General features: G+C 33.1%; 17 protein-coding genes. 8 read left to right on the top strand and 9 right to left on the bottom strand.

Features of this window, described 5'->3' with window-relative positions; translation table 11 throughout:
• The first annotated feature begins 70 nt into the window (after positions 1–70).
• Positions 71–580: a DUF192 domain-containing protein gene (locus C1X07_RS16590; protein WP_103071158.1), complete on the top strand. Its 510-nt coding sequence runs from the start codon at positions 71–73 to the stop codon at positions 578–580.
• A gap of 300 nt (positions 581–880) precedes the next feature.
• Here C1X07_RS16590 and secDF read toward each other — a convergent pair whose 3' ends face one another.
• From secDF to asnB, 7 genes are all read right to left on the bottom strand, one after another.
• On the bottom strand, positions 881–3,934 hold the full coding sequence (gene secDF, locus C1X07_RS16585) for a protein translocase subunit SecDF (protein WP_103071157.1): 3,054 nt from the start codon (positions 3,932–3,934) through the stop codon (positions 881–883).
• A 220-nt stretch (positions 3,935–4,154) separates the two neighbouring features.
• The gene (locus tag C1X07_RS16580; protein ID WP_103071156.1) at positions 4,155–4,772 is read right to left on the bottom strand and encodes a hypothetical protein; all 618 of its coding nucleotides are present in this window, start codon (positions 4,770–4,772) and stop codon (positions 4,155–4,157) included.
• Between the two features lie 108 nt (positions 4,773–4,880).
• Positions 4,881–5,819: a SecDF P1 head subdomain-containing protein gene (locus C1X07_RS16575; RefSeq protein WP_103071155.1), complete on the bottom strand. Its 939-nt coding sequence runs from the start codon at positions 5,817–5,819 to the stop codon at positions 4,881–4,883.
• A gap of 71 nt (positions 5,820–5,890) precedes the next feature.
• Entirely contained in the window at positions 5,891–6,826 is a 936-nt protein-coding gene (gene mdh / locus C1X07_RS16570; RefSeq protein WP_103071154.1) for a malate dehydrogenase, read from the bottom strand.
• Positions 6,827–6,912: 86 nt separating this feature from the next.
• Complete coding sequence (locus C1X07_RS16565; RefSeq protein WP_103071153.1) at positions 6,913–7,914, bottom strand: DUF6588 family protein; 1,002 nt, start codon at positions 7,912–7,914, stop codon at positions 6,913–6,915.
• An 88-nt stretch (positions 7,915–8,002) separates the two neighbouring features.
• Entirely contained in the window at positions 8,003–9,943 is a 1,941-nt protein-coding gene (gene gyrB / locus C1X07_RS16560; RefSeq protein ID WP_103071152.1) for a DNA topoisomerase (ATP-hydrolyzing) subunit B, read from the bottom strand.
• A gap of 498 nt (positions 9,944–10,441) precedes the next feature.
• Positions 10,442–12,106: an asparagine synthase B gene (asnB, locus tag C1X07_RS16555; protein ID WP_103071151.1), complete on the bottom strand. Its 1,665-nt coding sequence runs from the start codon at positions 12,104–12,106 to the stop codon at positions 10,442–10,444.
• A 260-nt stretch (positions 12,107–12,366) separates the two neighbouring features.
• On the opposite strand from asnB, the gene C1X07_RS16550 reads away from it, so the two are divergent.
• Complete coding sequence (locus tag C1X07_RS16550; RefSeq protein ID WP_103071150.1) at positions 12,367–12,900, top strand: DUF2911 domain-containing protein; 534 nt, start codon at positions 12,367–12,369, stop codon at positions 12,898–12,900.
• A 1,647-nt stretch (positions 12,901–14,547) separates the two neighbouring features.
• Here C1X07_RS16550 and C1X07_RS16545 read toward each other — a convergent pair.
• Together C1X07_RS16545 and C1X07_RS16540 are read right to left on the bottom strand one after the other, a co-directional pair.
• Positions 14,548–15,177: a 7-carboxy-7-deazaguanine synthase QueE gene (locus C1X07_RS16545; protein ID WP_103071149.1), complete on the bottom strand. Its 630-nt coding sequence runs from the start codon at positions 15,175–15,177 to the stop codon at positions 14,548–14,550.
• Between the two features lie 117 nt (positions 15,178–15,294).
• Positions 15,295–15,762, bottom strand: coding sequence for a RidA family protein (locus C1X07_RS16540; protein ID WP_103071148.1), 468 nt, complete (start codon positions 15,760–15,762; stop codon positions 15,295–15,297).
• 112 nt (positions 15,763–15,874) lie between these two features.
• On the opposite strand from C1X07_RS16540, the gene C1X07_RS16535 reads away from it, so the two are divergent.
• From C1X07_RS16535 to rluF, 6 genes are all read left to right on the top strand, one after another.
• Positions 15,875–17,410 carry a helicase HerA-like domain-containing protein gene (locus tag C1X07_RS16535; protein ID WP_103071147.1) on the top strand — a complete coding sequence of 512 codons (1,536 nt, stop codon included), beginning with the start codon at positions 15,875–15,877 and terminating at the stop codon, positions 17,408–17,410.
• 19 nt (positions 17,411–17,429) lie between these two features.
• On the top strand, positions 17,430–17,999 hold the full coding sequence (locus C1X07_RS16530; protein WP_103071146.1) for a hypothetical protein: 570 nt from the start codon (positions 17,430–17,432) through the stop codon (positions 17,997–17,999).
• A 12-nt stretch (positions 18,000–18,011) separates the two neighbouring features.
• A complete protein-coding gene (locus tag C1X07_RS16525) occupies positions 18,012–18,389 on the top strand; it encodes a cupin domain-containing protein (protein WP_103071145.1) in 378 nt (125 codons plus the stop codon).
• Positions 18,370–19,212 carry an alpha/beta hydrolase gene (locus C1X07_RS16520; protein WP_241507274.1) on the top strand — a complete coding sequence of 281 codons (843 nt, stop codon included), beginning with the start codon at positions 18,370–18,372 and terminating at the stop codon, positions 19,210–19,212. Before C1X07_RS16525 ends, C1X07_RS16520 begins: the two co-directional genes overlap by 20 nt.
• A 195-nt stretch (positions 19,213–19,407) precedes the next feature.
• The gene (locus tag C1X07_RS16515; protein ID WP_103071144.1) at positions 19,408–20,421 is read left to right on the top strand and encodes an SIMPL domain-containing protein; all 1,014 of its coding nucleotides are present in this window, start codon (positions 19,408–19,410) and stop codon (positions 20,419–20,421) included.
• Positions 20,422–20,485: 64 nt separating this feature from the next.
• Entirely contained in the window at positions 20,486–21,358 is an 873-nt protein-coding gene (gene rluF, locus C1X07_RS16510; RefSeq protein WP_103071143.1) for a 23S rRNA pseudouridine(2604) synthase RluF, read from the top strand.
• Positions 21,359–21,461: the final 103 nt, after the last annotated feature.

Below are 21,461 nucleotides of genomic sequence, written 5' to 3'. Positions count from 1 at the left end.
GATAAAAGTCGTACTTCATATTTTTGAAGTGCGGCTTTTTTATCTACTTTTAGCTCTTATAAAAAAACCGATGAAAAAAACTATATATATTTCAATCCTTGCATGTGCTACATTAAGTATATTTTCATGCAAAACAGATTCTAAAAATAATCAGAACCTAACCAAAGAAGTTACGTTCACCAAAGAAGGTGAGCTTTCTTTATTTGATCTAAAAGATTCAATTCCTAATCCAATTACTAAGTTAGATATAGAAATAGCCGATTCTGATTATGAAAGAGAAACGGGTCTTATGTATAGAAAATCTATGCAAAATGATCAGGGAATGCTATTTGTCTTTCCAGAAGAAGCACCTCGTTATTTTTATATGAAAAATACCAAATTGCCATTAGACATTATATATCTCGATGCACAACAAAGAGTAGTAAGCATACAAAAAAATGCTCAACCTCTTAACGAATCATCATTACCCTCTGAGGGACCTGCGCAATACGTACTAGAGGTAAATGCTAAACTATCAGACACTTGGAATCTTAAAAAAGGGGACTCTATTTCTTTTACTAAAATCAAAAGCAATAATTAAGCTTGAATCTGACATAAGAAGATTTATACCAATTGTTGTACTTTTTTGGATAAATCACTGTATAGTCAACGCCTAGCTTTAATTTTTTTAACTCTAAACTCTCAAAATACAATACATATCTACATCATTGCAAGAAGCATCTACGTCATTGCAAAGCATATCTACATTAATACAATAAATATCTACATTACTGCAAAGAATACATACTGGCAGCACATAGTAAACACCAATAAAAAAGCCGCCATAAAGACATGTCTTTATGGCGGCTTTTTTTATTAATTTAATCTTCAAGAAGGCATATTACTTCTTCTCTTCAACTTCTTTTACTTTAGTCTTTAAACCGACTTTACGTACTGTATCATACATTATAGGAGTTGCTATAAACAATGACGAGTATGTACCGATCACCACACCAATAATTAATGAGAACATAAACCCTCTTAAAGGCACTGCAAATATAAAGATTGCAACAAGTACCAGTAATGTAGTTAATGATGTATTTAAGGTACGACTTAACGTACTATTTAAAGCCGCATTAACATTTTTATCCAATGGTCTCCCTGTGTACTCATTAAAGAATTCTCTAATTCTATCAAATACTACCACGGTATCATTTAAAGAGTACCCTATAACGGTAAGTATCGCAGCAATAAATGCTTGATCAATTTCCATGTTAAACGGCATAAATTTGTATGTTAGAGAGAATACCCCAAGTACTATCAATACATCATGGAATACCGCTGCTACAGCACCCAAACTAAACTGCCATCTTCTAAATCTAAGTAAGATATACAAGAACACCACAATCAATGATGCGAGTACCGACCAGAATGCAGCTTGCTTAATATCATCTGCAATTGTAGGTCCTACTTTCATAGATGACATAATTCCTACTTGCTTATCTTCATCTCCATTAGCAAAATCATCATAAGTCAATCCATCAGTTAGATAAGGTTTTAATGCCGTATATAATTTATTTGAGATTTCGGCATCAATTTCTTCACCTGTTTCATTAACCTTATATTTTGTTGTAATCTTTAACTGGTTATTTGCTCCATATGTTTTTGCCTGTGCGCTTTCAAATGTTGCTACAAGATCTTTCTCTACAGCTGTAGGCTCGACATCATTTGCAAAACGAACTGTATATGTTCTTCCTCCTACAAAATCAACTCCATAATCTAAACTTTGAGTAAACAAAGATCCAACACCTATTAAAATTAAGATTCCTGAAATAACATAAGCTATTTTTCGCTTCTTCAAGAAATTAATATTAACATTCTTAAACAGGTTTTTAGTCGCACCTGTAGAAAAAGCTAATTCTTTTCCATTTTTACCATAACCATCAATAAATAATCTGGTAATAAAAATTGCAGTAAACAATGACGTTAAAATACCTATTAACAAAGTTGTAGCAAAACCTTTAATCGGTCCTGTACCAATAACTAATAGAATTAAACCAGTAAGACCAGTTGTTATATTTGCATCAAGAATAGATGATAGTGCATTACTAAATCCATCTTTTATCGAATCTGCCTGAGATTTCCCTTTGGCTAGCTCTTCTTTAATTCTTTCAAATATTAAAACGTTTGCATCAACAGACATACCAATTGTTAATACAATACCAGCAATACCAGGAAGAGTTAATACAGCTTTTAAACCTGCTAATACTCCAAAAATAAACAAGATATTCACTACCAAAGCAACATCAGCAAAAGCTCCTGCTTTACCATAATAAAATATCATCCAGATTAGAATCAGCACTAATGCAATAGCAAAAGACATAACTCCACTATCAATAGCCTCTTGTCCCAAAGATGGTCCTACTACCTCAGCCTGAATAATATCTGCGGATGCAGGAAGTTTACCTGCTCTCAATACATTTGCTAAATCCTGACCTTCTTCAATGGTAAAATCTCCAGTAATCTCACTTCTTCCACCACTAATAGCTCCCGTAGTTACTCCCGGAGCAGAATATACAACATCATCAAGCACTACTGCTATCTGACTTCTTTGACTAAATGCACGACCGGTCATTTCTTCCCACTTCTTAGCACCTTTACCATCCATTTGCATAGTTACAGTAACTACTCCTTGTTGGTTATACTCTTGTCTGGCATCTGTAATTACTCCACCACTTAATTCTGGATCATTATCTCTATTACCTTTGATTGCATATAAATCCAGAACTTCTGCATCCTTAACGGCTTTTCCCCAAGCAAATTTTACAAAACGTTGCTCTACTGGTAGCAAAGCTCTAACTCTAGGATCGTTAAGGTATGCCATAAATTTATCAGCATTCTTTTTCTCTACAATCGCAATTACTGGTCCTCCTTGTCTTCCTTGTCCTGCAATTAAATCAAATAACGGATTTACCTGAGCTTCTATATCTGTAGAATCCTCTGCATTCTCTAATAAATCATCGATTAGGTTATCTTCACTAGCTTGCGTTGTATCAACCTGCGTTGTATCAACCTGCGTAGTATCTACTTTTGTAGAATCAGTAACTGCTTCATTAGTTTCTGCTACTTCTTCTTTGGTTTCCTTTACACTTTCAAGATCTTGTTTAAGCAAGTTGTTTGCAGCAATAAGATGATTAAATACTTCTTCCATCTTATAAACATCCCAAAATTCTAATTGAGCAGTACTGGTAACCAAAGTTCTTACACGATCGATATCTTTTGCTCCAGGCAATTCAACCAAGATACGCCCAGACTCTCCTAGACGTTGGATATTAGGTTGCGTAACACCAAACTTATCAATACGCTTACGTAATACTTCAAAAGCTGAAGCCACAGACTCATCAATTTTACGTCTTAAAACAGGTTTTACCTGCTCATTAGTCATATCATAAGTAATATCATCACTTAGATTTTTATTAGCAAAAATATCTGGTGAAGCTAATTTTGCATCAGGAATCTTCTCAAATTCTGTAAAGAAATCCTCTATATATGTATTTTGGCTATTTTTCTGTACTTCATCCGTAGCTAATAATGCTTGGTTAAATGAAGGGTCTTTAGATTTATTAGCCAATCCACTTAAGATATCTTTTACAGAAATCTGAAGAATAACATTTATACCTCCTTTAAGATCCAGACCTTTATTTAGTTCTTTATCTTTTGCATCATTATAAGTTATACCTGCAAAAATTTCTTCCTTCCCTATAGAGTCCAGGTAGTTTTTCTCTGCGGTCTCTCTTAATTTTGAATAATTATCTACGGCATCAGAATATTTTTGCTTTGCATAAACCTCTGCCTCTTTTTCTTTTGTATAGGTTAAGTACGTATATGACAATTGGTAAATACATACCAAGCCAAATAAAATAGCAAATACCCTAACAATTCCTTTATTTTGCATTATTTGTTTATTTAGTCAAACCAATTAAAACGAGCAATTACACGCTTTAGGTTTGACGGTTATTTTAATTATTTATTATTATGTGATTGAGCATTATCATACTAATGACTCATGGGATATTCAGAAATTAAACTAGTTTTTAGCACTATGAATACCTTCTGATTTTTTCTAAAAATTGTGATTAATTTTTTAGGATTCCCTTAAAAGCTTTCAAATCCAATCAAGTGATTGGTCCAGCTCTTACTTCAGGAATTTTATATGAAGTATTATCTATTGCTATCGCAATATTTGTATTTACTTTTTGTGCTACTTTTATGAGCCTGCCAAAAGTGTCATCTGTTTCTGCAACAAAACTGTATACATTAAAACTAGAATTACCTCCATGTTTTTGTTCAGCTTCTAAAACATATTTGCCATTAAAATCCGTATCAAAATCTGTGTTTTTTTGGATTTCATATACATCAAGGCTATATTCTTTTGAGTTTTCACTAAGTGGCAATTCATTATCATCTTCATTTTGATCATAAAAAACATGATCAATCTCTACATTTTGCCCTTCTGAAAATAGTTTTTTTATATCCTCTACATCGGCATTACTGTAGTATGTAATTTTGAGCTTACCATCCCCTAATTCTTTGGATATTTTGGTATCCTCTACTCCTATCGACTGCAATTGTTTTTTGACAACTGCTATCGCATTTTGGGCTTCTGGAGAACTTAGCTCGCCATTAAGAAACTCTAAAACTATTTCTTGATTAGGTACAACGGTTTGTTGCTTAATTGCAACAAGTAGTGCAAATGCAGTAATTAAAGTGCCGAAGTACCATTTCTTCTTCATCCCGCAAATATAGAAATATAAACCGCAATTGTAAAGTCTTGAAACAAATATTCTATTTCCATTCCTTATACAGATCGATAACCAAAATTTAATGATTAGTTCTTACCATTATTTTAATTTTTCAACATTAAAACTTACGATATTTACTTTCGGAATACTTCCCGAATTCAAAATATTTGCCAAATCTTGTGCTTCCTCTAGAGTGAATCCTCCATTTATTTCTGACATTCCTCCTTTTATTGAACCAGTCGCAACACTAGGAGCACTATACACCTCATTATCAACAACAATGGCGATTTGAAAATGATTTTTAAAAGCCTTACCGGTAAGATCTTCCCACTGTTTCGATCCTTCTTCATTCATTTTAAAAGTTATGGTTGGGTCTGACATCTGATTAAATTCTTGTCGTGCTTGCTCAATAACCCCTCCTCTAATGGCAGGTTTTAATTGCTCACTAAGCTTTAAGGCATAAAGAGAAAAACTATTAGTATATTTCTCTTTCCTTCCCCATACAAATTTTACAAACCGCCTCTCAGTCGGAAGTTTTTTTCCTAGCTCCTCAAGAGATAAATACTCATTAATCAACAATGTATCTTTTTCTAAAGCAGTAAGGAGCACAGCCCCTCCTTTACGTCCTTTGTTTGAGGTGATATCAAAAATCGGGCTTATATTTTGGTCTTTTGTCGTATTAAAAAAATCGTTAATCCCTTCAAAAAAAGGTGTTATTTCATCAACTTTGTACGCTTCATAAAAATTAAGATCTCCTTGGGTTATCAATAGTTTTTTAGCTCTATCAGAATCATAGTGTGTTGCAAATTCAATCATTATCTGATTTCTATTTGCAATCTTTTCTACTTTAAAATTATTCGAAATCTTACCTATTCTCTTTTTGAAAATTTCAACAACTTCTATATTACCAAACTTTAAATCCTCATCAAATTCAACTGTTGCTCTGATAATTTTATCGGGTTGAGGACCAAAAGTACAAGAATACAAACTCAAAAAGAGAAAAGGAATTAGCAATAATCTAAAAAGTAATTTACCCATATCGTATAGCTCAAAAACAACAAGAGCCGCCAAAAGGCAACTCTTATCGTTATTTATATTTAATGTATGAATTAAACAGGCTTTAACTCTAACAATCCGTTTGTTTTCTTTACTCCTTCTGCGCTTTCGGCTAATTTAGCTTTCTCTGCATCACTAAGTTCTATTTCTACAATCTTTTCGATTCCATTTTTACCTAATACAACAGGTGCACCAATACAAAGATCATTTAATCCATATTCTCCTTCTAACAAGACAGAACAAGGGAATATTTTCTTTTGATCACAAGCTATTGCCTGTACTAATCCTGATACTGCTGCTCCTGGTGCGTACCATGCAGATGTTCCTAACAACTTGGTTAATGTAGCCCCTCCTACTTTGGTATCTGCTGCTACTTGTTCTAATCTATCATCAGAAATAAATTCTGAAACAGGAACACTATTTCTTGTTGCTAATCTAGTTAATGGCACCATACCTTTATCACTATGACCACCAATTACCATTCCATCAACATCAGAAATCGGAGCTTCTAAAGCTTCTGCTAATCTATATTTGAAACGAGCACTATCTAACGCTCCTCCCATACCAATAATTCTATTTTTTGGAAGATTGGTTGTTTTATGAACTAAATAGGTCATTGTATCCATTGGATTACTCACTACAATGATAATAGCATTAGGAGAATGTTCTATTAAACTAGCTGATACGCTTTTAACAATACCTGCATTAATTCCGATCAATTCTTCACGGGTCATCCCTGGTTTACGAGGAATCCCAGAAGTAATTACAGCAACATCACTGCCTGCAGTTTTAGCATAGTCTCCTGTAGTACCTGTAATTTTGGTATCAAATCCGTTTAAGGATGCTGTCTGCATAAGATCCATTGCTTTACCTTCTGCAAATCCTTCTTTAATATCTAATATTACTACTTCTGAAGCAAAATCCTTTATCGCTATGTATTCAGCGCAACTAGCACCTACTGCACCAGCACCTACTACTGTAACTTTCATGGTATATTTTTTTGAGTATAATTAAACTTATTTGTCTCGCGAAAATACGAATTCTTTAACGAATTCATTAACAAATAGAATGTTAATTACCAGCCAAAATTAAGCCCCAAAGAAAGGTTGTTATAGTTTTGTAGCGTATAATCTAAATTAGCTCTAAAAATACCAAATTGCGCTTTTGCTCCTATCGTAGCCTTTACACCATTTGTTTTATTTCTCACACTAATAGGATCTGTTAACGTTTGAGATATTAAAGGTCCATTTTGCACCTGGTATGTCCCTAAAACATCTGCATCACTAGAACCAAAATAATACCCTAAACCTCCATAAAAATTTAGAACTGGTAACTTGGTTGACACAATACCAGTAATAAGCCAAGAATTTGTATTTAAACGCACTTCTTGATCTGCACCTGCTACTCCACTATCTGAATTAATATCATAAAAGCCTTTTACATTTGTATATCCTAATAATCCCGAAAGTCTAACTGGCCATCTCTTCAAAGGAAACACCCAATCAGTAAACTCATGTTGAAACGCAATACCATACAATTGTATCTCTGCATCTTGTACAGCTTTCATCCTAGGCAAAAACCGTAATTTAATTTCTGTGCTCTTAATTAATCCAAGCGATCCTTGAAGAAACCCACTTGGTAAAGAATTAATCTCAGAATCACCTATTCCATCAGGTAATACTATTTCTACTTCTGTAATTTGCCCTTGATTTACAACAACGGAAACATCTCCTTCATTAACTCCCAATGCATTTGCCACTATCTGACTGGTTTGCCCATTTCTAAACGATAAATCTGTATAATCCTGAACATTTAAAACAAAAGATTGTTTTTCTTCTCTAACAAAGGAAAGATTACCTACGATTCCAACTTCAAAATGCCATAGTTTTTTTGTTTCAGCCGTATTATACCAACCATTAGAGACTGTATTCACCAAAGATTCTCCTGCAGAGGCAAAATAATCCTCACTAAACCTTTGAGCATTTTCTATTCCAATTTCCAGAATTTGATCAATATCTGTTTGTGAAAAGGCAGCATAACTTAGTAGTAATGCCAGTAACACGGTATATTTTTTCATAAGATTTGGGTTTAATAGGCTCTGCAATATAAAAAAAATCCGCTACACAGAAGTATAGCGGATTTTAAGCTTTATTATAATTTGTTACTTATGCATCGATATTTGCATATACAGCATTCTTTTCTATAAACTCTCTACGTGGTGGTACTTCATCTCCCATCAACATAGAAAAGATTCTATCTGCTTCGGTTAGATTATCTATAGTAACCTGGCGCATAGTTCTAAATTCAGGATTCATGGTAGTATCCCACAACTGCTCAGCATTCATCTCTCCAAGACCTTTATAACGTTGTATTTTTGAATTTTCACCAAATTCTTTTACAATTAGATCTCGCTGATCATCATTCCACGCATATTGTTTTTTTGCTCCTTTTTTCACTAAATATAGTGGTGGTGCTGCTATATATATGTGTCCTGCTTCAATTAGCTCTTTCATATAGCGAAAGAAGAATGTTAGAATCAATGTAGAAATATGACTACCATCTACATCGGCATCACACATAATTACAATTTTGTGGTATCTTAATTTCGAAAGATTTAATGCTTTACTATCTTCTTCGGTTCCTATGGTAACACCAAGCGCAGTAAAAATATTTTTAATTTCCTCATTTTCAAAAACTTTATGATGCATTGCTTTTTCTACATTCAATATCTTACCACGAAGTGGAAGAATCGCCTGAAACATTCGGTCACGCCCTTGCTTTGCTGTTCCCCCTGCAGAATCTCCCTCTACCAGAAATACTTCACACAATGCAGGGTCTTGCTCTGAACAATCCGAAAGTTTACCAGGTAAGCCACCAATACTCATTACTGATTTACGCTGTACCATTTCACGTGCTTTTTTAGCAGCATGACGTGCCTGAGCAGCCAAAATCACTTTCTGAATGATTGTTTTTGCATCATTAGGGTTTTCTTCCAGATAATTTTCCAACATCTCAGAAACTGCCTGTGACACCGCAGAAGTTACTTCTCTATTCCCTAATTTAGTTTTGGTTTGACCTTCAAATTGAGGCTCCTGAACTTTTACAGAAATGATCGCTGTTAATCCTTCACGAAAATCATCTCCTGCAATTTCAAATTTTAACTTATCTAACATACCAGAAGCATCTGCATACTTCTTAAGGGTTGCTGTCAACCCTCTTCTAAAACCAGAAAGATGCGTTCCTCCCTCATGTGTATTAATATTATTCACATAAGAATGTAAATTCTCTGCATATGAATCATTATATATCATTGCTACTTCTACAGGGATGTTATTTTTCTCCCCTTCCATAGAAATCACTTCGGCAATAATAGAGCTTCGACTTGCATCAAGAAATCTTACAAACTCTTTCAACCCCTCTTCAGAGAAGAAAGTTTCTTCAACATCATTTCCTTTTTCGTCCTGATGTCTTTTATCAGTCAAAGTAATCGTAATACCTTTATTAAGGTATGCCAATTCTCGTAAACGACTTGCCAAAGTATCGTAGTTATACTCTAGAGTTTGCTGAAAAATAGTAGGATCAGGTTTAAAAGTAACTATAGTACCGGTAAAATCTGTATCTCCAGTTGATTTAACAGGGTATAATGGTTTTCCTTTTTCATATTCCTGCTCCCAAATCTTTCCATCTTTATGAACAAAAGCATGTAAGTGATCAGATAGTGCATTTACACACGATACACCTACTCCATGCAAACCTCCTGAAACTTTATAAGAGTCTTTATCAAATTTTCCTCCTGCTCCAATTTTGGTCATAACTACCTCTAGAGCAGATACACCTTCTTTTTTATGTATACCAACAGGAATACCTCGACCATTATCTCGAGTAGTAACAGAGTTATCCTCATTAATTGTTACCTCTATAGAGTCACAATGTCCAGCTAGCGCTTCATCAATTGAATTATCCACCACCTCATATACTAAATGGTGTAATCCTCGAGATCCAACATCACCAATATACATCGATGGACGCATGCGCACATGCTCCATTCCTTCGAGTGCCTGAATACTATCTGCCGAGTAGTTCTTCTTATTAGCTTCTTCGCTCATATATCCCTTAATTTATTATTTTTTTGTTTTGACAACAAACAAAGATAGAAAAACAGCAAAAGGATCAAAGGGTTTTATCAAAGAGGATTTAAAGAGTTATCAACAATTGGTTAAGAATAGTACCAGAAAAGAAAAAAATGCTCTTAAAAACGATAAAAACGCCCTTAAATTGAATTTAAGATTAAAATAACATTTTTAAACATTTTTTACACTTTATATATTAAATGTTTAGAAATGAACACACTATCAGCATACAAATATATAATCTACACTCCTTTACTCACCTATCTTTTTAGACGTTTTGGTAAAAAAATCAAATCTATCCTAGCAAAGGATTTTTTAGTTCTTATTAACAAATTAAAAACAATCTCAAAGGATTTTATATCCATTCAAAAACTCAATAAGACCCTAGAAAATTCTCTTAGGGTCTTATCATTTTTTATTAACTCTTTTTTTTGCTAACTCAAATTACAATTTTTATCATAAAACTAAGACAAGTTAATAAGCTTCTTCATGCACATTAGCAACAGCTCTTCCACTTGGGTCATTCATATTTTTAAAAGCTTCATCCCATTCTAAAGCGATCTTTGTACTACATGCTACTGACGGCTCTTGCGGAACACTTAACGCTGCTGCATCACTAGGGAAATGACCTTCAAAAATAGAACGATAATAGAACTCTTCTTTATTCTGAGGTGTTTGAATTGGAAATCTAAAATGTGCATTTTGCATTTGTTCATCTGTAACTTCAGTTTCTACAACTTCTTTTAAGGTATCAATCCAACTATACCCAACTCCATCCGAAAATTGCTCTTTTTGTCTCCATGCTACACTTTCTGGTAAATAAGACTCAAAAGCTTTACGAATAACCCATTTTTCCATTCTTTCTCCGTTAATCATCTTATCCTCTGGATTAATACGCATTGCCACGTCCATAAATTCTTTATCCAAAAACGGCACTCTTCCTTCTATTCCCCATGCAGCAAGTGATTTATTTGCTCTTAAACAATCATACATATGCAACTTATCCAGTTTACGAACAGTTTCTTCATGAAACTCTTTTGCATTTGGTGCTTTATGGAAATATAAGTACCCTCCAAATATCTCATCAGCTCCTTCTCCCGACAATACCATCTTCACTCCCATTGATTTAATAACTCTAGCCATTAAATACATTGGAGTAGATGCTCTAATAGTTGTAATATCATAAGTCTCCAGGTTGTAAATCACATCTTTTATCGCATCAAGACCTTCTCTAATAGTAAATTTGATTTCGTGATGAACTGTACCTATATGATCTGCTACTTTTTGAGCAGCTTCTAAATCGGGTGACCCCTCTAAACCTACAGAAAAAGAATGAAGCTTTGGCCACCATGCGTCCTTAGTATCTCCCGATTCTATTCTTTTTTCTGAATATTTCTTAGCAATAGCAGAAGTTACAGAAGAATCCAAACCACCGGACAACAACACTCCATAAGGAACATCAGACATTAATTGTCTGTGAACGGCTGCCTCTAAAGCGTCTCTAAGCTCGTCGATACTGGTTTGATTTTCCTGAACTGCTTTATACTCTGCCCAATCTCTTTTATACCATCTCTTCAGCTCTCCATCTTTGCTATATAAATAATGTCCTGGAGGAAATAATTCTATCTTAGTACACACTCTTTCCAGTGCTTTTAATTCTGAACCAACATAAAAAGTACCGTTCTGATCCCATCCCATATATAATGGAATAATCCCCATATGATCTCTTGATATCAAATACTCATCTTTTTCAACATCGTACAATGCAAAAGCAAAGATACCACTCAGATCATCCAAAAAATCTGCACCTTTTTTCTCATATAACGCTAATATAATCTCACAATCAGATTCTGTTTGGAAATCATATATCCCTTCAAATTGTTTGCGAAGTTCTCTATGATTATAAATTTCACCATTAGCGGCAAGCACCAACTTTTTATCTGCACTAAACAATGGTTGTTTACCAGAAACTGGATCAACAATCGCCAACCTTTCATGTGCCATTATCGCATTCTCATTCGAATATATCCCACTCCAATCTGGTCCCCTGTGGCGAATTTTTTTAGACATTTCTAGTAATTGAGGTCTTAACTCCTCAGAACCTTGCTTTAAATCAAAAGCACAAACAATTCCACACATATCTTTATATTTCTGTTATTTAATAGGTCAAAGGTGATCCTATAATTACACAATAAAAACAATAAACCCAAAACACCTTACACATTAAAACAATTAATTATCGATAACATATAAATATATAACCACACAATGTTTATCTTATCCTGTATACTATCAAATTGTCATGCATAACATTTAACAGAATTTATAGACTCGATTAACATTTCACTTGTAAGTTCACGAATATCTTTACGCCTATCATAAAAATTAAAATCACCATTATGAAAAAATCACTCTTATTAATTGTTATTATGTTTTTGGGTACACTTTCGACAGTTAGTGCTCAAAAATTTGCTGGACTTCAGAAAAGCCCAACGGATATTTCTTATGCAAAAAAAGATAGAAGCTCTAAACCAGATATTAAAGTTGTCTATAGTCGACCACAAAAGAAAGAACGTAAAATTTTTGGTAGCTTGGCCGCTTATAATAAAGTATGGAGAACCGGTGCAGATGAAGCTACAGAAATCAGGTTCTCTAAAGATGTAAAAATGGGAGACCAAACTGTTAAAGCTGGAACATACTCATTATTCACTATTCCTGGTGAAAAAGAATGGACTATTATTATTAATTCTGATCTAGACAGCTGGGGAGCTTACAGTTATGACAAAAGCAAAGATATAGCTAGAATTAACGTTCCAGTATCTAGTGGGGAGGAGTTAGAGGTTTTTTCTATCGCCTTCAAAAAAGTAGACACTGGATATCATATGGTAATGGGATGGGATACCACTCGTGTAGAAGTACCTTTTATGCTATAAAAAAGTCATAAAAAAAAAGCTTGAAAATAAATTTTCAAGCTTTTTTTCCTAATCATTCTTGTACTGTATATTGTCCCCTCAAACAAGAATACGATAGTTCTTCATATTACCTATGGATAGCATGACCAGATGCTCCAGGTAATTCTTTTAGAAAATCCATTACGACTCTAAAAGTTAATCTAAATTTCGTGTAAAATAGCCCCATATGCCTTTATTTTAAATTAATAATAATTACTTAAATATAACACCAATATAACGTTATATCCACATTTTTTTTAATATTTTAGATATAAATTGAGGTTTTATCGATAACGAACACAAAAGCCTCAATTCTAGCGTATCCAACCGTAACCAGTCTGTTTTTTTATACTAGGATAATGGGGTAATTTCCCTCAATTCCTAAAGTATAATTAAAAAATAATTTATTCTTTATTTTTCCCCTTCTTAAAATTGTCCCTCAACAAATTTTAAAGAATTTTACCTATGGATTGCATTACTACAAGCCGATGGCAGTTCTCTCAAAAAAGTCTTAAATGCTTTTACATCTATAACCAAAATACCGAAAAATAGCCTCATAATCTTTTGATTTTAATTTGTTATACAAAGATAATACTCAACTTATCAGAGAGGAAAAAATTAACATTCTCAAATTCAAATTTTAGATATAAAATACTCGAAAATCGACATAAAACCCAAAAAGAGTCACGCAACACATCAAGCTGATGTAATTTCCTACATTAAAAGATTGGATTTTAGGGGTTTTCTCCCCCTTTTTTGCCCTAAATCATTATTATACATTTCCTTTACAGCTACTGATAAATTAATACAGCATAAATATTTCAATTTACCTATTTAAAACACTGTTATCCCCCTCTATTATAAATAAAAAAAGAGACAATATTCCCCTTTCGGGAATAGTCTCTTTCCTTAGTTTTAAAAATAATTTTAAAAATCTTTACAAAACACTTTAGATCAATTACGCATCACATACGCTGACGCTCTTGGAAGATCTCTTAAGAATTTAATAATACCTTTAAAATTAAGTCCATTAAAAGTAAAAGTTGTTCCCATTTGTGTAATATTTTTTAATTAATCCGGATTTAAATTTAGTGATAATTCATTAATTTTTTAACTATATCCTTATTAAATTCTTACTTATTTGTTCAAACAACAATAAAAGGGTTAATACCCAAAAAAGAAGCCAACCTCCTACAAAACATGTAGTCTTTTTCTTTCGTATTACAAATAAAAAGAGACTGCTTATCAAAACAATCTCTAGTTAAAGGTCTAAAAAACAAAATAATAAACTACAACATAACATTACAGCTATTATCTATTTATTGCATATCGGGATGCTCCTGGTAAATCTTTTAGAAAACTAATTAGTACGTTAAAATTTAGTCCGAAAATAGAGTTAAAATGTTTCATATTTATTTGATTTTTAATTACACCTACAAATTTATCATATATCTGCACTGATCGTTCAAAAAAACGTTCATCGATCAAAAATCATATTTAGAACAACATTTACATTCGACGAAATGTAATTTTCGTTTATCATTCTAAAAAAACATCCTAAGGAAAATGTATAGTTTTGGAAGAAATATGGAATAATTACCTACACCACATTCATACATTATATAGTCATTAAGGGATATTTAAATATTTATGTGTCTGAAGAGATACTTTCCATTTTGGGTTTTTCATAACATAATCCACTATAAGAGGAATTACTTTTTCGCGAACACTCCATTCTGGTTGAAGATATAGTACACAATCATCAGAGACTTTACTTGCCTGATTCTCGGCGAATTCAAAATCACTTTTGTTATATATAATGCATTTCAACTCATCTGCTTTTGCATATACTTCTTCTTTCGGGAGTTTCACTTTTTTCGGAGAAAGACAAATCCAGTCCCAATCTCCGGTCAAAGGGTAAGCCCCAGATGTTTCTATATGCGTCTGTGCTCCTCCTTTTTTAAGGCCATTTGTAAGCAATGTCATATCCCATGTAAGGGGTTCTCCACCAGTAACAACAATAACATTACTATATTTCAAAGCATTTTCTACGATAACATCAGTATCTGTAGGGGGATGTAGATTAGCATCCCAACTTTCCTTAACATCACACCAGTGGCATCCCACATCACAACCACCAATTCTTACAAAATATGCCGCTGTTCCTTTATGAAAACCTTCTCCCTGAATGGTATAAAATTCTTCCATCAACGGAAGCATCTTACCATCATTCACCAATTTCTGTATACTCTTTTGCATAAGGCTGCAAATGTAAATAATATTAAAATATGATTTTAGAATAATTGCAATAGAAAAACTCTTCTAACCAAAATGAGGTTACGAAACACCAAATTATAAAACATTAAACATATATTTCTATCTAATTTTATCCTGTTTTACAGCAATACATTCAATCTCTATCGCTGCACCTACAGCTAGATCTTTTGCTGCAAAGGTTGTACGAGCAGGTTTTTGAGGGAAATATGTCTCATATATTCTATTAAAAGCAGAAAAATCTTCAATATCATTCAAAATTACAGTGCATTTTACCACATCTTCCATTTTCATATCATGATGTTCCAAAACCTCCTTAATATTATCTAAAGTCTGTTTTGTTTCTGCTTCTATCCCACCTTCTACTAATTTTCTTATAGTGTGATCCATCCCTACCTGTCCCGACAAAAAGTACATATTACCCACTTGAACAATATCAGAAAAAGGAGCTCCAGATTTTTTAGGCTCGTGAGTTTTATGAAACACAACAGTATTCATAGCCTTTGAAGAATCTGTTTTACAACCTATTAAAAGTGTAAAAAAACATGTAATGATTATTATTTTTTTCATAACTCAGGAATAATAAAAAGTTTGCATTGTAGTTTACTTTGTATTAAAAGTAACTTATAATTTCTATAGAAAAGTTAAGATTCCTATTTTTATGCAAAATTACATCTAAATTATGAGTGATAATCAGGCATTTCTTGATCATATTAATGAGGGGTATACAACCAAAGGCGACTTTCTGACGATGGGTTCTGCCATATATAATGGAGAAACAATTACCAATGCTCATGTAAAAATACCTTTAAAAACCCTAAATCGCCATGGATTAATAGCCGGTGCTACAGGTACTGGAAAAACCAAGACACTACAAGTCATTGCAGAAAACTTAAGTGAGCAGGGAATACCTGTCTTATTAATGGATATTAAAGGAGATCTAAGTGGAATTGCCGCTGCAAGTCCTGGTCACCCTAAGATTGATGAACGCCATGAAAAAATAGGAATCCCTTTTGAAGCTAAAGATTTTCCGGTAGAAATTTTATCCCTTTCTGATCAAGACGGGGTAAGACTTAGAGCAACAGTTAGTGAATTTGGTCCTGTTCTATTATCTAGAATTTTGGATGTAACTACAACACAAGCTGGAATAATTTCAATTATCTTTAAATATTGCGATGACAATAAGTTACCGTTATTAGACTTAAAAGATTTAAAGAAAGTATTACAATTTGCAACTCAAGAAGGCAAAAAAGAATTAGAAAAAGACTATGGTCGTATCTCTACCGCTTCAACAGGATCTATTTTACGTAAAATAGTTGAATTAGAACAACAGGGAGCTGATCTGTTTTTTGGAGAAAAATCATTTGAGGTCGATGACCTATGTAGAATAGATGAAAACGGCAGAGGTATCATTAATATTATTCGGTTAACAGACATACAAGATAAGCCTAAACTTTTTTCGACGTTTATGCTTAGTCTACTTGCAGAAATATATGGTACTTTTCCTGAGCAAGGAGACAGCGGAAGACCAGAATTAGTTATTTTTCTTGACGAAGCCCATCTGATCTTTAAAGAAGCTTCGAATGCACTAATGGGGCAAATTGAAAGCATTGTAAAACTAATACGCTCAAAAGGTGTTGGACTTTATTTTGTAACGCAAAACCCAACGGATGTTCCCGATGGAGTATTAAGCCAATTGGGATTAAAAGTTCAACATGCACTTAGAGCTTTTACCGCAAAAGATAGAAAAGCCATTAAACTTACTGCAGAAAACTATCCAATTTCAGAATACTACGACACTAAAGAAATGCTTACTTCTCTAGGAATAGGAGAGGCTTTAATATCAGCTCTTGATGAGAAAGGACGTCCTACACCACTAGCAGCTACTATGCTACGTGCACCAATGAGTAGAATGGATATCTTAAGTGAGGATGAACTTGAAGCTGTATTAAAAAAATCTACATTAATCCCTAAATACAATAAGGAAATTGATAGAGAAAGTGCTTATGAACTTCTAAATGAAAAAATTGAAAAAGCAGAAGCTGAAGAAGCAAAGGCGGCTGCCAAAAAAGAAAGAGAAAAACTCGATAAAAGCTCTTCTAGATCACGTTCCAGAGGTAGGCGAACCAGTACTACAGAAAAAGCAATCATAAAAGTATTAACTAGTGCTACTTTTATTCGTGGAGCATTAGGAGTACTTAATAAATTATTAAAATAATTTGTTTAATTAGCTAATTATGACAAAAACAATCTTTAAAATCATTCTGGTTTCATTATTTATTTATAGCTGCCAGAAGGAAAAAAAGCAAGACCCTTTTGAGATCACACATAATAGAATAGGAAATTTGACTAATGAAACTCAAATAAGAGAATTAGACTCTATTTTTGCTAATGATTCTATTGTAAAAAGAGAAGCCGATGATCAGTTTCTTAGCAATACAAATGAAATAGAGATTTATGAAAAAGGAGGTGCAAAACTACTTGTCATTGAAGCCAAAGAGGATGATAAACCTACATCAACAATAAAAAGCATTCAAGTTATAGATCCTAGATACAAAACTATATCAGGCTTGTCTCCTGGAGGCACTTTTAAAGATATTAAAGACAATTACAGAATATCAAAAATTAGCAACACACTAAGTGCAGCTGTAATATTTGTAGAAAGCCTTCGAGCATATTTCACGATTGACAAAAAAGGATTATCAAGAGATCTTCAACTTACAGACACAGGTATTAAGATAAAAGAATCAGATATACCTAATGTTTCAAAAATCAAAAATTTCTGGATTACCTGGGATGATAACTAAGGTATCAGGAGAATGAGCAAGAAGTATTATATACAAAAGTTCCCTTTTGTTGTCCTCACTACAGATGGAAAATTAATCGAAGAGCATTTTGGAAAGGCATCAGATCAAAATTCGCAGATCAGTATTGCCCGTATGATCGCTCCTCCGTATTGGAGTGAACCTTTTCAGATCCCAGAATTTGATGAGTACACATACATTATTCGAGGAAAAAAACAAATCACTATAGAAGGAGAAAAAGTAATATTAGAAGCCGGACAATCTATCAAAGTAGAAAGAAACACCAGAATTCAATATGCTAATCCCTTTGATAAAGAATGCGAGTATATAGCCATTTGTCTTCCAGCATTCACCTTAGAAGCAGTACATCGAGATGATGAAAGAACGATATAAAAAATACTTACCCATACTCATTGGAAAATATATCCAATGCCTATTTTTTTTCTTTCCTAAGAAAGCTATTAACAAAGCCTATATTCTTTTTTGTACTCCTAGAAAAGGAAAAGTACTACCTGAACAAGAATATTTTCTTGAGGAAGCAGAAGATGAAGTCATCTTAGTAGACAATGTATACCTGCAGACCTATAGGTGGTCGAGCACAGGAGAAACTGTCTTACTGGTTCATGGATGGGAAAGTAATTCTCATCGATGGAAAACACTGGTCCAAAAACTACAAAAAAGTGGGTATAATATTATAGCCTTTGATGCTCCTGCACATGGTAATTCTTCTGGAAAAATATTAAATGTTCCACTATATACTAAATGTCTTCAAAAAATCGTTGAATTATATCGCCCTAATCATGTATTAGGACATTCTGTAGGTGGAATGACAACTATTTTTCATCAATTTACTTATCCTGATCAAGAAATCGAAAAACTAGTAGTGTTAGCTCCTCCTTCAGAATTATCAAGAATTATGAAAGGATATCAGGATATATTAAAACTTTCACCAAAATTCATGGATGCTCTTAATCAGCATTTCAAAAACAAACATGGTTTTTACTTTGAAGAATTCTCCATGTCCTATTTTGCTAAAAACCTAACGAGTAACGGCTTGCTAATCCACGACAAATACGATGATATTGCTCCATATGAAGAAGCCCAAGCCATTAGTGAAAATTGGGAAGGAGTAGATTTTATCTCTACCGAAAATTTTGGTCATTCTCTGTTTTTTGACGAAGTAGACACTATGATTATTAATTTTTTGAAAGCATAAACCAAATTCTAATAACACTCTCTTACACTCTAAACCTTATTTTGTGCTTGTTTTTTTCATCTTTTCCTTTACAAAATAGGTTATCCATAAGGTTTTCTTTCACAAAAAAGATATTTCCCTCATTCAAAAGTTCCTTTTGCTCATTACAGTTTTCTTAAAAATCATCTTCAGCATAGTTTTACGAAAACTAAAATCATGAAAAATATAATTTATATCTTCTTAATATTCTCTACCCCTTTTGTTAATGCTCAAATCAAAGGAAACGCAACAACAATTTCTAGACAAAATATAATAGCCACCGAAGAATTAGCAAACGCTGCTATCTATGAAGATCAAATACAACAATTCAGGCAAAAGGACCTAGTGACTAACCCGATAATAACTATTGATGCCAAAGTATTAAATAATATAGTTGCAGATTCTTACACGGCAATTTTTAATATTGTACAAATTGGAAAAACATCGCAAGAAACCAATACATTAATGAAAGAGAGAATCGCAAAAGTAAAAGAGGATCTTCAAACTAATGGAATTGCAGACGAAGATGTAATCATAGATGTTATTTCATTTGTTCCAGTTTATGAAACAGTAATAGAAAAAAAACTGTTTAGTAAAAAATACAACGAAGTCCCTAAAGGGTTTGAGTTACAACAAAATATTCATATAAAATTTACCAAAGTAAATCAGTTTGAGAAAATACTTTCTAGTTGTGCAAACAATGAAATATATAATCTTGTAAAAGTAGACTACTACATAAACGATGTGCAATCTATATACAGACAACTACGCACAGAAATATTGAAAACTCTAAAAGAAAAACAACAGTTTTATGCTGATCTGGGTTTTGACATAACATCATACCATCCTACAATTGCAGATACTAAGTACTGTCATTTCCCAAAAGAGTTTTACAAAAATTATCAAGCCTTTAATAGCACTTCTCTAGAAACATTTAGTAAAAAGAAAGGGATTGCTACAGCCAAAAAACAAACTACCTATTATTATGATCCTATCTCTTATAAGGACTACGATATGGTTATAAATACTTCGATAGTCGAGCCTGTTGTGCAAATAGGTATGGAAATAAAACTACAATACACACCAAAGCAAGAGGAGCAAAAGCCAACCGAAAAAGAAATTATAAAACCAAAATACTTTTTAATCTCTCCAGATGGAAACATCGATATTAAAGAATTAAAATTGAATTAATACCTCAATCATTTTATGACAACAATTACCTTTAAATGCTATCTTTGTACACTATTTTAATTCTATGTCTGAAAAAACACTTACAAGACTTAATAAATACCTGAGCGAAGTTGGTTACTGCTCACGCCGTGAAGCTGACAAATTAATTAGTCAAGGTCGTGTAACCATTAATGGTAAAATACCCGAAATGGGAACTAAAGTGGCTCCAGAAGATGTTGTAAGAGTTGATGATGAACTTATTACCCAGCCTAAAGAAAAACATGTATACCTTGCTTTTCATAAACCAGTAGGGATCGTTTGTACCACAGCGCAGAATGAGAAAGATAATATTATTGATTATATTAATTATTCAAAACGTATCTTTCCTATTGGTCGATTAGACAAGCCTAGCGAAGGACTGATTTTTTTAACCAGTGATGGGGATATCGTAAATAAAATTCTAAGAGCTAGAAATAATCACGAAAAAGAATATCTAGTAACTGTAAATAAACTAATTAGTCCGCTTTTTCTAAAACGAATGAGTAATGGCATCCCTATTCTCGATACTATTACCCGTAAATGCAAAGTTGAACAAATCGGCAAATATGATTTTAAGATTGTACTAACTCAGGGATTGAATCGTCAAATTCGTAGAATGTGCGAATATTTGGGCTATGAGGTAGTTAGATTAAAACGAATTAGAATTATGAATGTTTCTCTAGATATCCCTGAAGGAAAATGGAGACATCTAACAGAAAAAGAGCTAAAAGTGATTAATTCTGATGTTGGAGATTCTAGTAAAACCGAAGAAGCTTCTTTATTATCCGATAGTACAACTTCAAAAAAGAGCAGCAACACTATCAAAAGGTCTACTCCAAAAAGTGATAAAAAAGGAGGTTCTGATCATAAAAATGCTAGAATATCTAAAGATAAAAAAAGAAGAGACAGAAAGAGGTAATCTATACTTTTGCTTTTAATTGTACTCTCATTATTTTGAGTAATACATTTGGAGAAATCACAAAAACAATTTACAACATTTTTACACCCTTCTCATAGGGTGT

The organism is Aquimarina sediminis (assembly GCF_002895435.1).
Taxonomy (GTDB): Bacteria; Bacteroidota; Bacteroidia; order Flavobacteriales; family Flavobacteriaceae; genus Aquimarina; species Aquimarina sediminis.
This window is presented reverse-complemented; position numbering and strand designations above follow the sequence as displayed.

What these genes read in the sequence shown, in the direction of transcription:
- mdh (WP_103071154.1), bottom strand. Translation starts at nt 6,826, where the DNA reads ATGAAAGTTACAGTAGTAGGTGCTGGTGCAGTAGGTGCTAGTTGCGCT.
- C1X07_RS16525 (WP_103071145.1), top strand. Translation starts at nt 18,012, where the DNA reads ATGAGCAAGAAGTATTATATACAAAAGTTCCCTTTTGTTGTCCTCACT.
- C1X07_RS16580 (WP_103071156.1), bottom strand. Translation starts at nt 4,772, where the DNA reads ATGAAGAAGAAATGGTACTTCGGCACTTTAATTACTGCATTTGCACTA.
- C1X07_RS16575 (WP_103071155.1), bottom strand. Translation starts at nt 5,819, where the DNA reads ATGGGTAAATTACTTTTTAGATTATTGCTAATTCCTTTTCTCTTTTTG.
- C1X07_RS16540 (WP_103071148.1), bottom strand. Translation starts at nt 15,762, where the DNA reads ATGAAAAAAATAATAATCATTACATGTTTTTTTACACTTTTAATAGGT.
- C1X07_RS16565 (WP_103071153.1), bottom strand. Translation starts at nt 7,914, where the DNA reads ATGAAAAAATATACCGTGTTACTGGCATTACTACTAAGTTATGCTGCC.
- C1X07_RS16515 (WP_103071144.1), top strand. Translation starts at nt 19,408, where the DNA reads ATGAAAAATATAATTTATATCTTCTTAATATTCTCTACCCCTTTTGTT.
- rluF (WP_103071143.1), top strand. Translation starts at nt 20,486, where the DNA reads ATGTCTGAAAAAACACTTACAAGACTTAATAAATACCTGAGCGAAGTT.
- C1X07_RS16550 (WP_103071150.1), top strand. Translation starts at nt 12,367, where the DNA reads ATGAAAAAATCACTCTTATTAATTGTTATTATGTTTTTGGGTACACTT.
- C1X07_RS16535 (WP_103071147.1), top strand. Translation starts at nt 15,875, where the DNA reads ATGAGTGATAATCAGGCATTTCTTGATCATATTAATGAGGGGTATACA.
- gyrB (WP_103071152.1), bottom strand. Translation starts at nt 9,943, where the DNA reads ATGAGCGAAGAAGCTAATAAGAAGAACTACTCGGCAGATAGTATTCAG.
- C1X07_RS16590 (WP_103071158.1), top strand. Translation starts at nt 71, where the DNA reads ATGAAAAAAACTATATATATTTCAATCCTTGCATGTGCTACATTAAGT.
- C1X07_RS16530 (WP_103071146.1), top strand. Translation starts at nt 17,430, where the DNA reads ATGACAAAAACAATCTTTAAAATCATTCTGGTTTCATTATTTATTTAT.
- C1X07_RS16520 (WP_241507274.1), top strand. Translation starts at nt 18,370, where the DNA reads ATGATGAAAGAACGATATAAAAAATACTTACCCATACTCATTGGAAAA.
- asnB (WP_103071151.1), bottom strand. Translation starts at nt 12,106, where the DNA reads ATGTGTGGAATTGTTTGTGCTTTTGATTTAAAGCAAGGTTCTGAGGAG.
- C1X07_RS16545 (WP_103071149.1), bottom strand. Translation starts at nt 15,177, where the DNA reads ATGCAAAAGAGTATACAGAAATTGGTGAATGATGGTAAGATGCTTCCG.
- secDF (WP_103071157.1), bottom strand. Translation starts at nt 3,934, where the DNA reads ATGCAAAATAAAGGAATTGTTAGGGTATTTGCTATTTTATTTGGCTTG.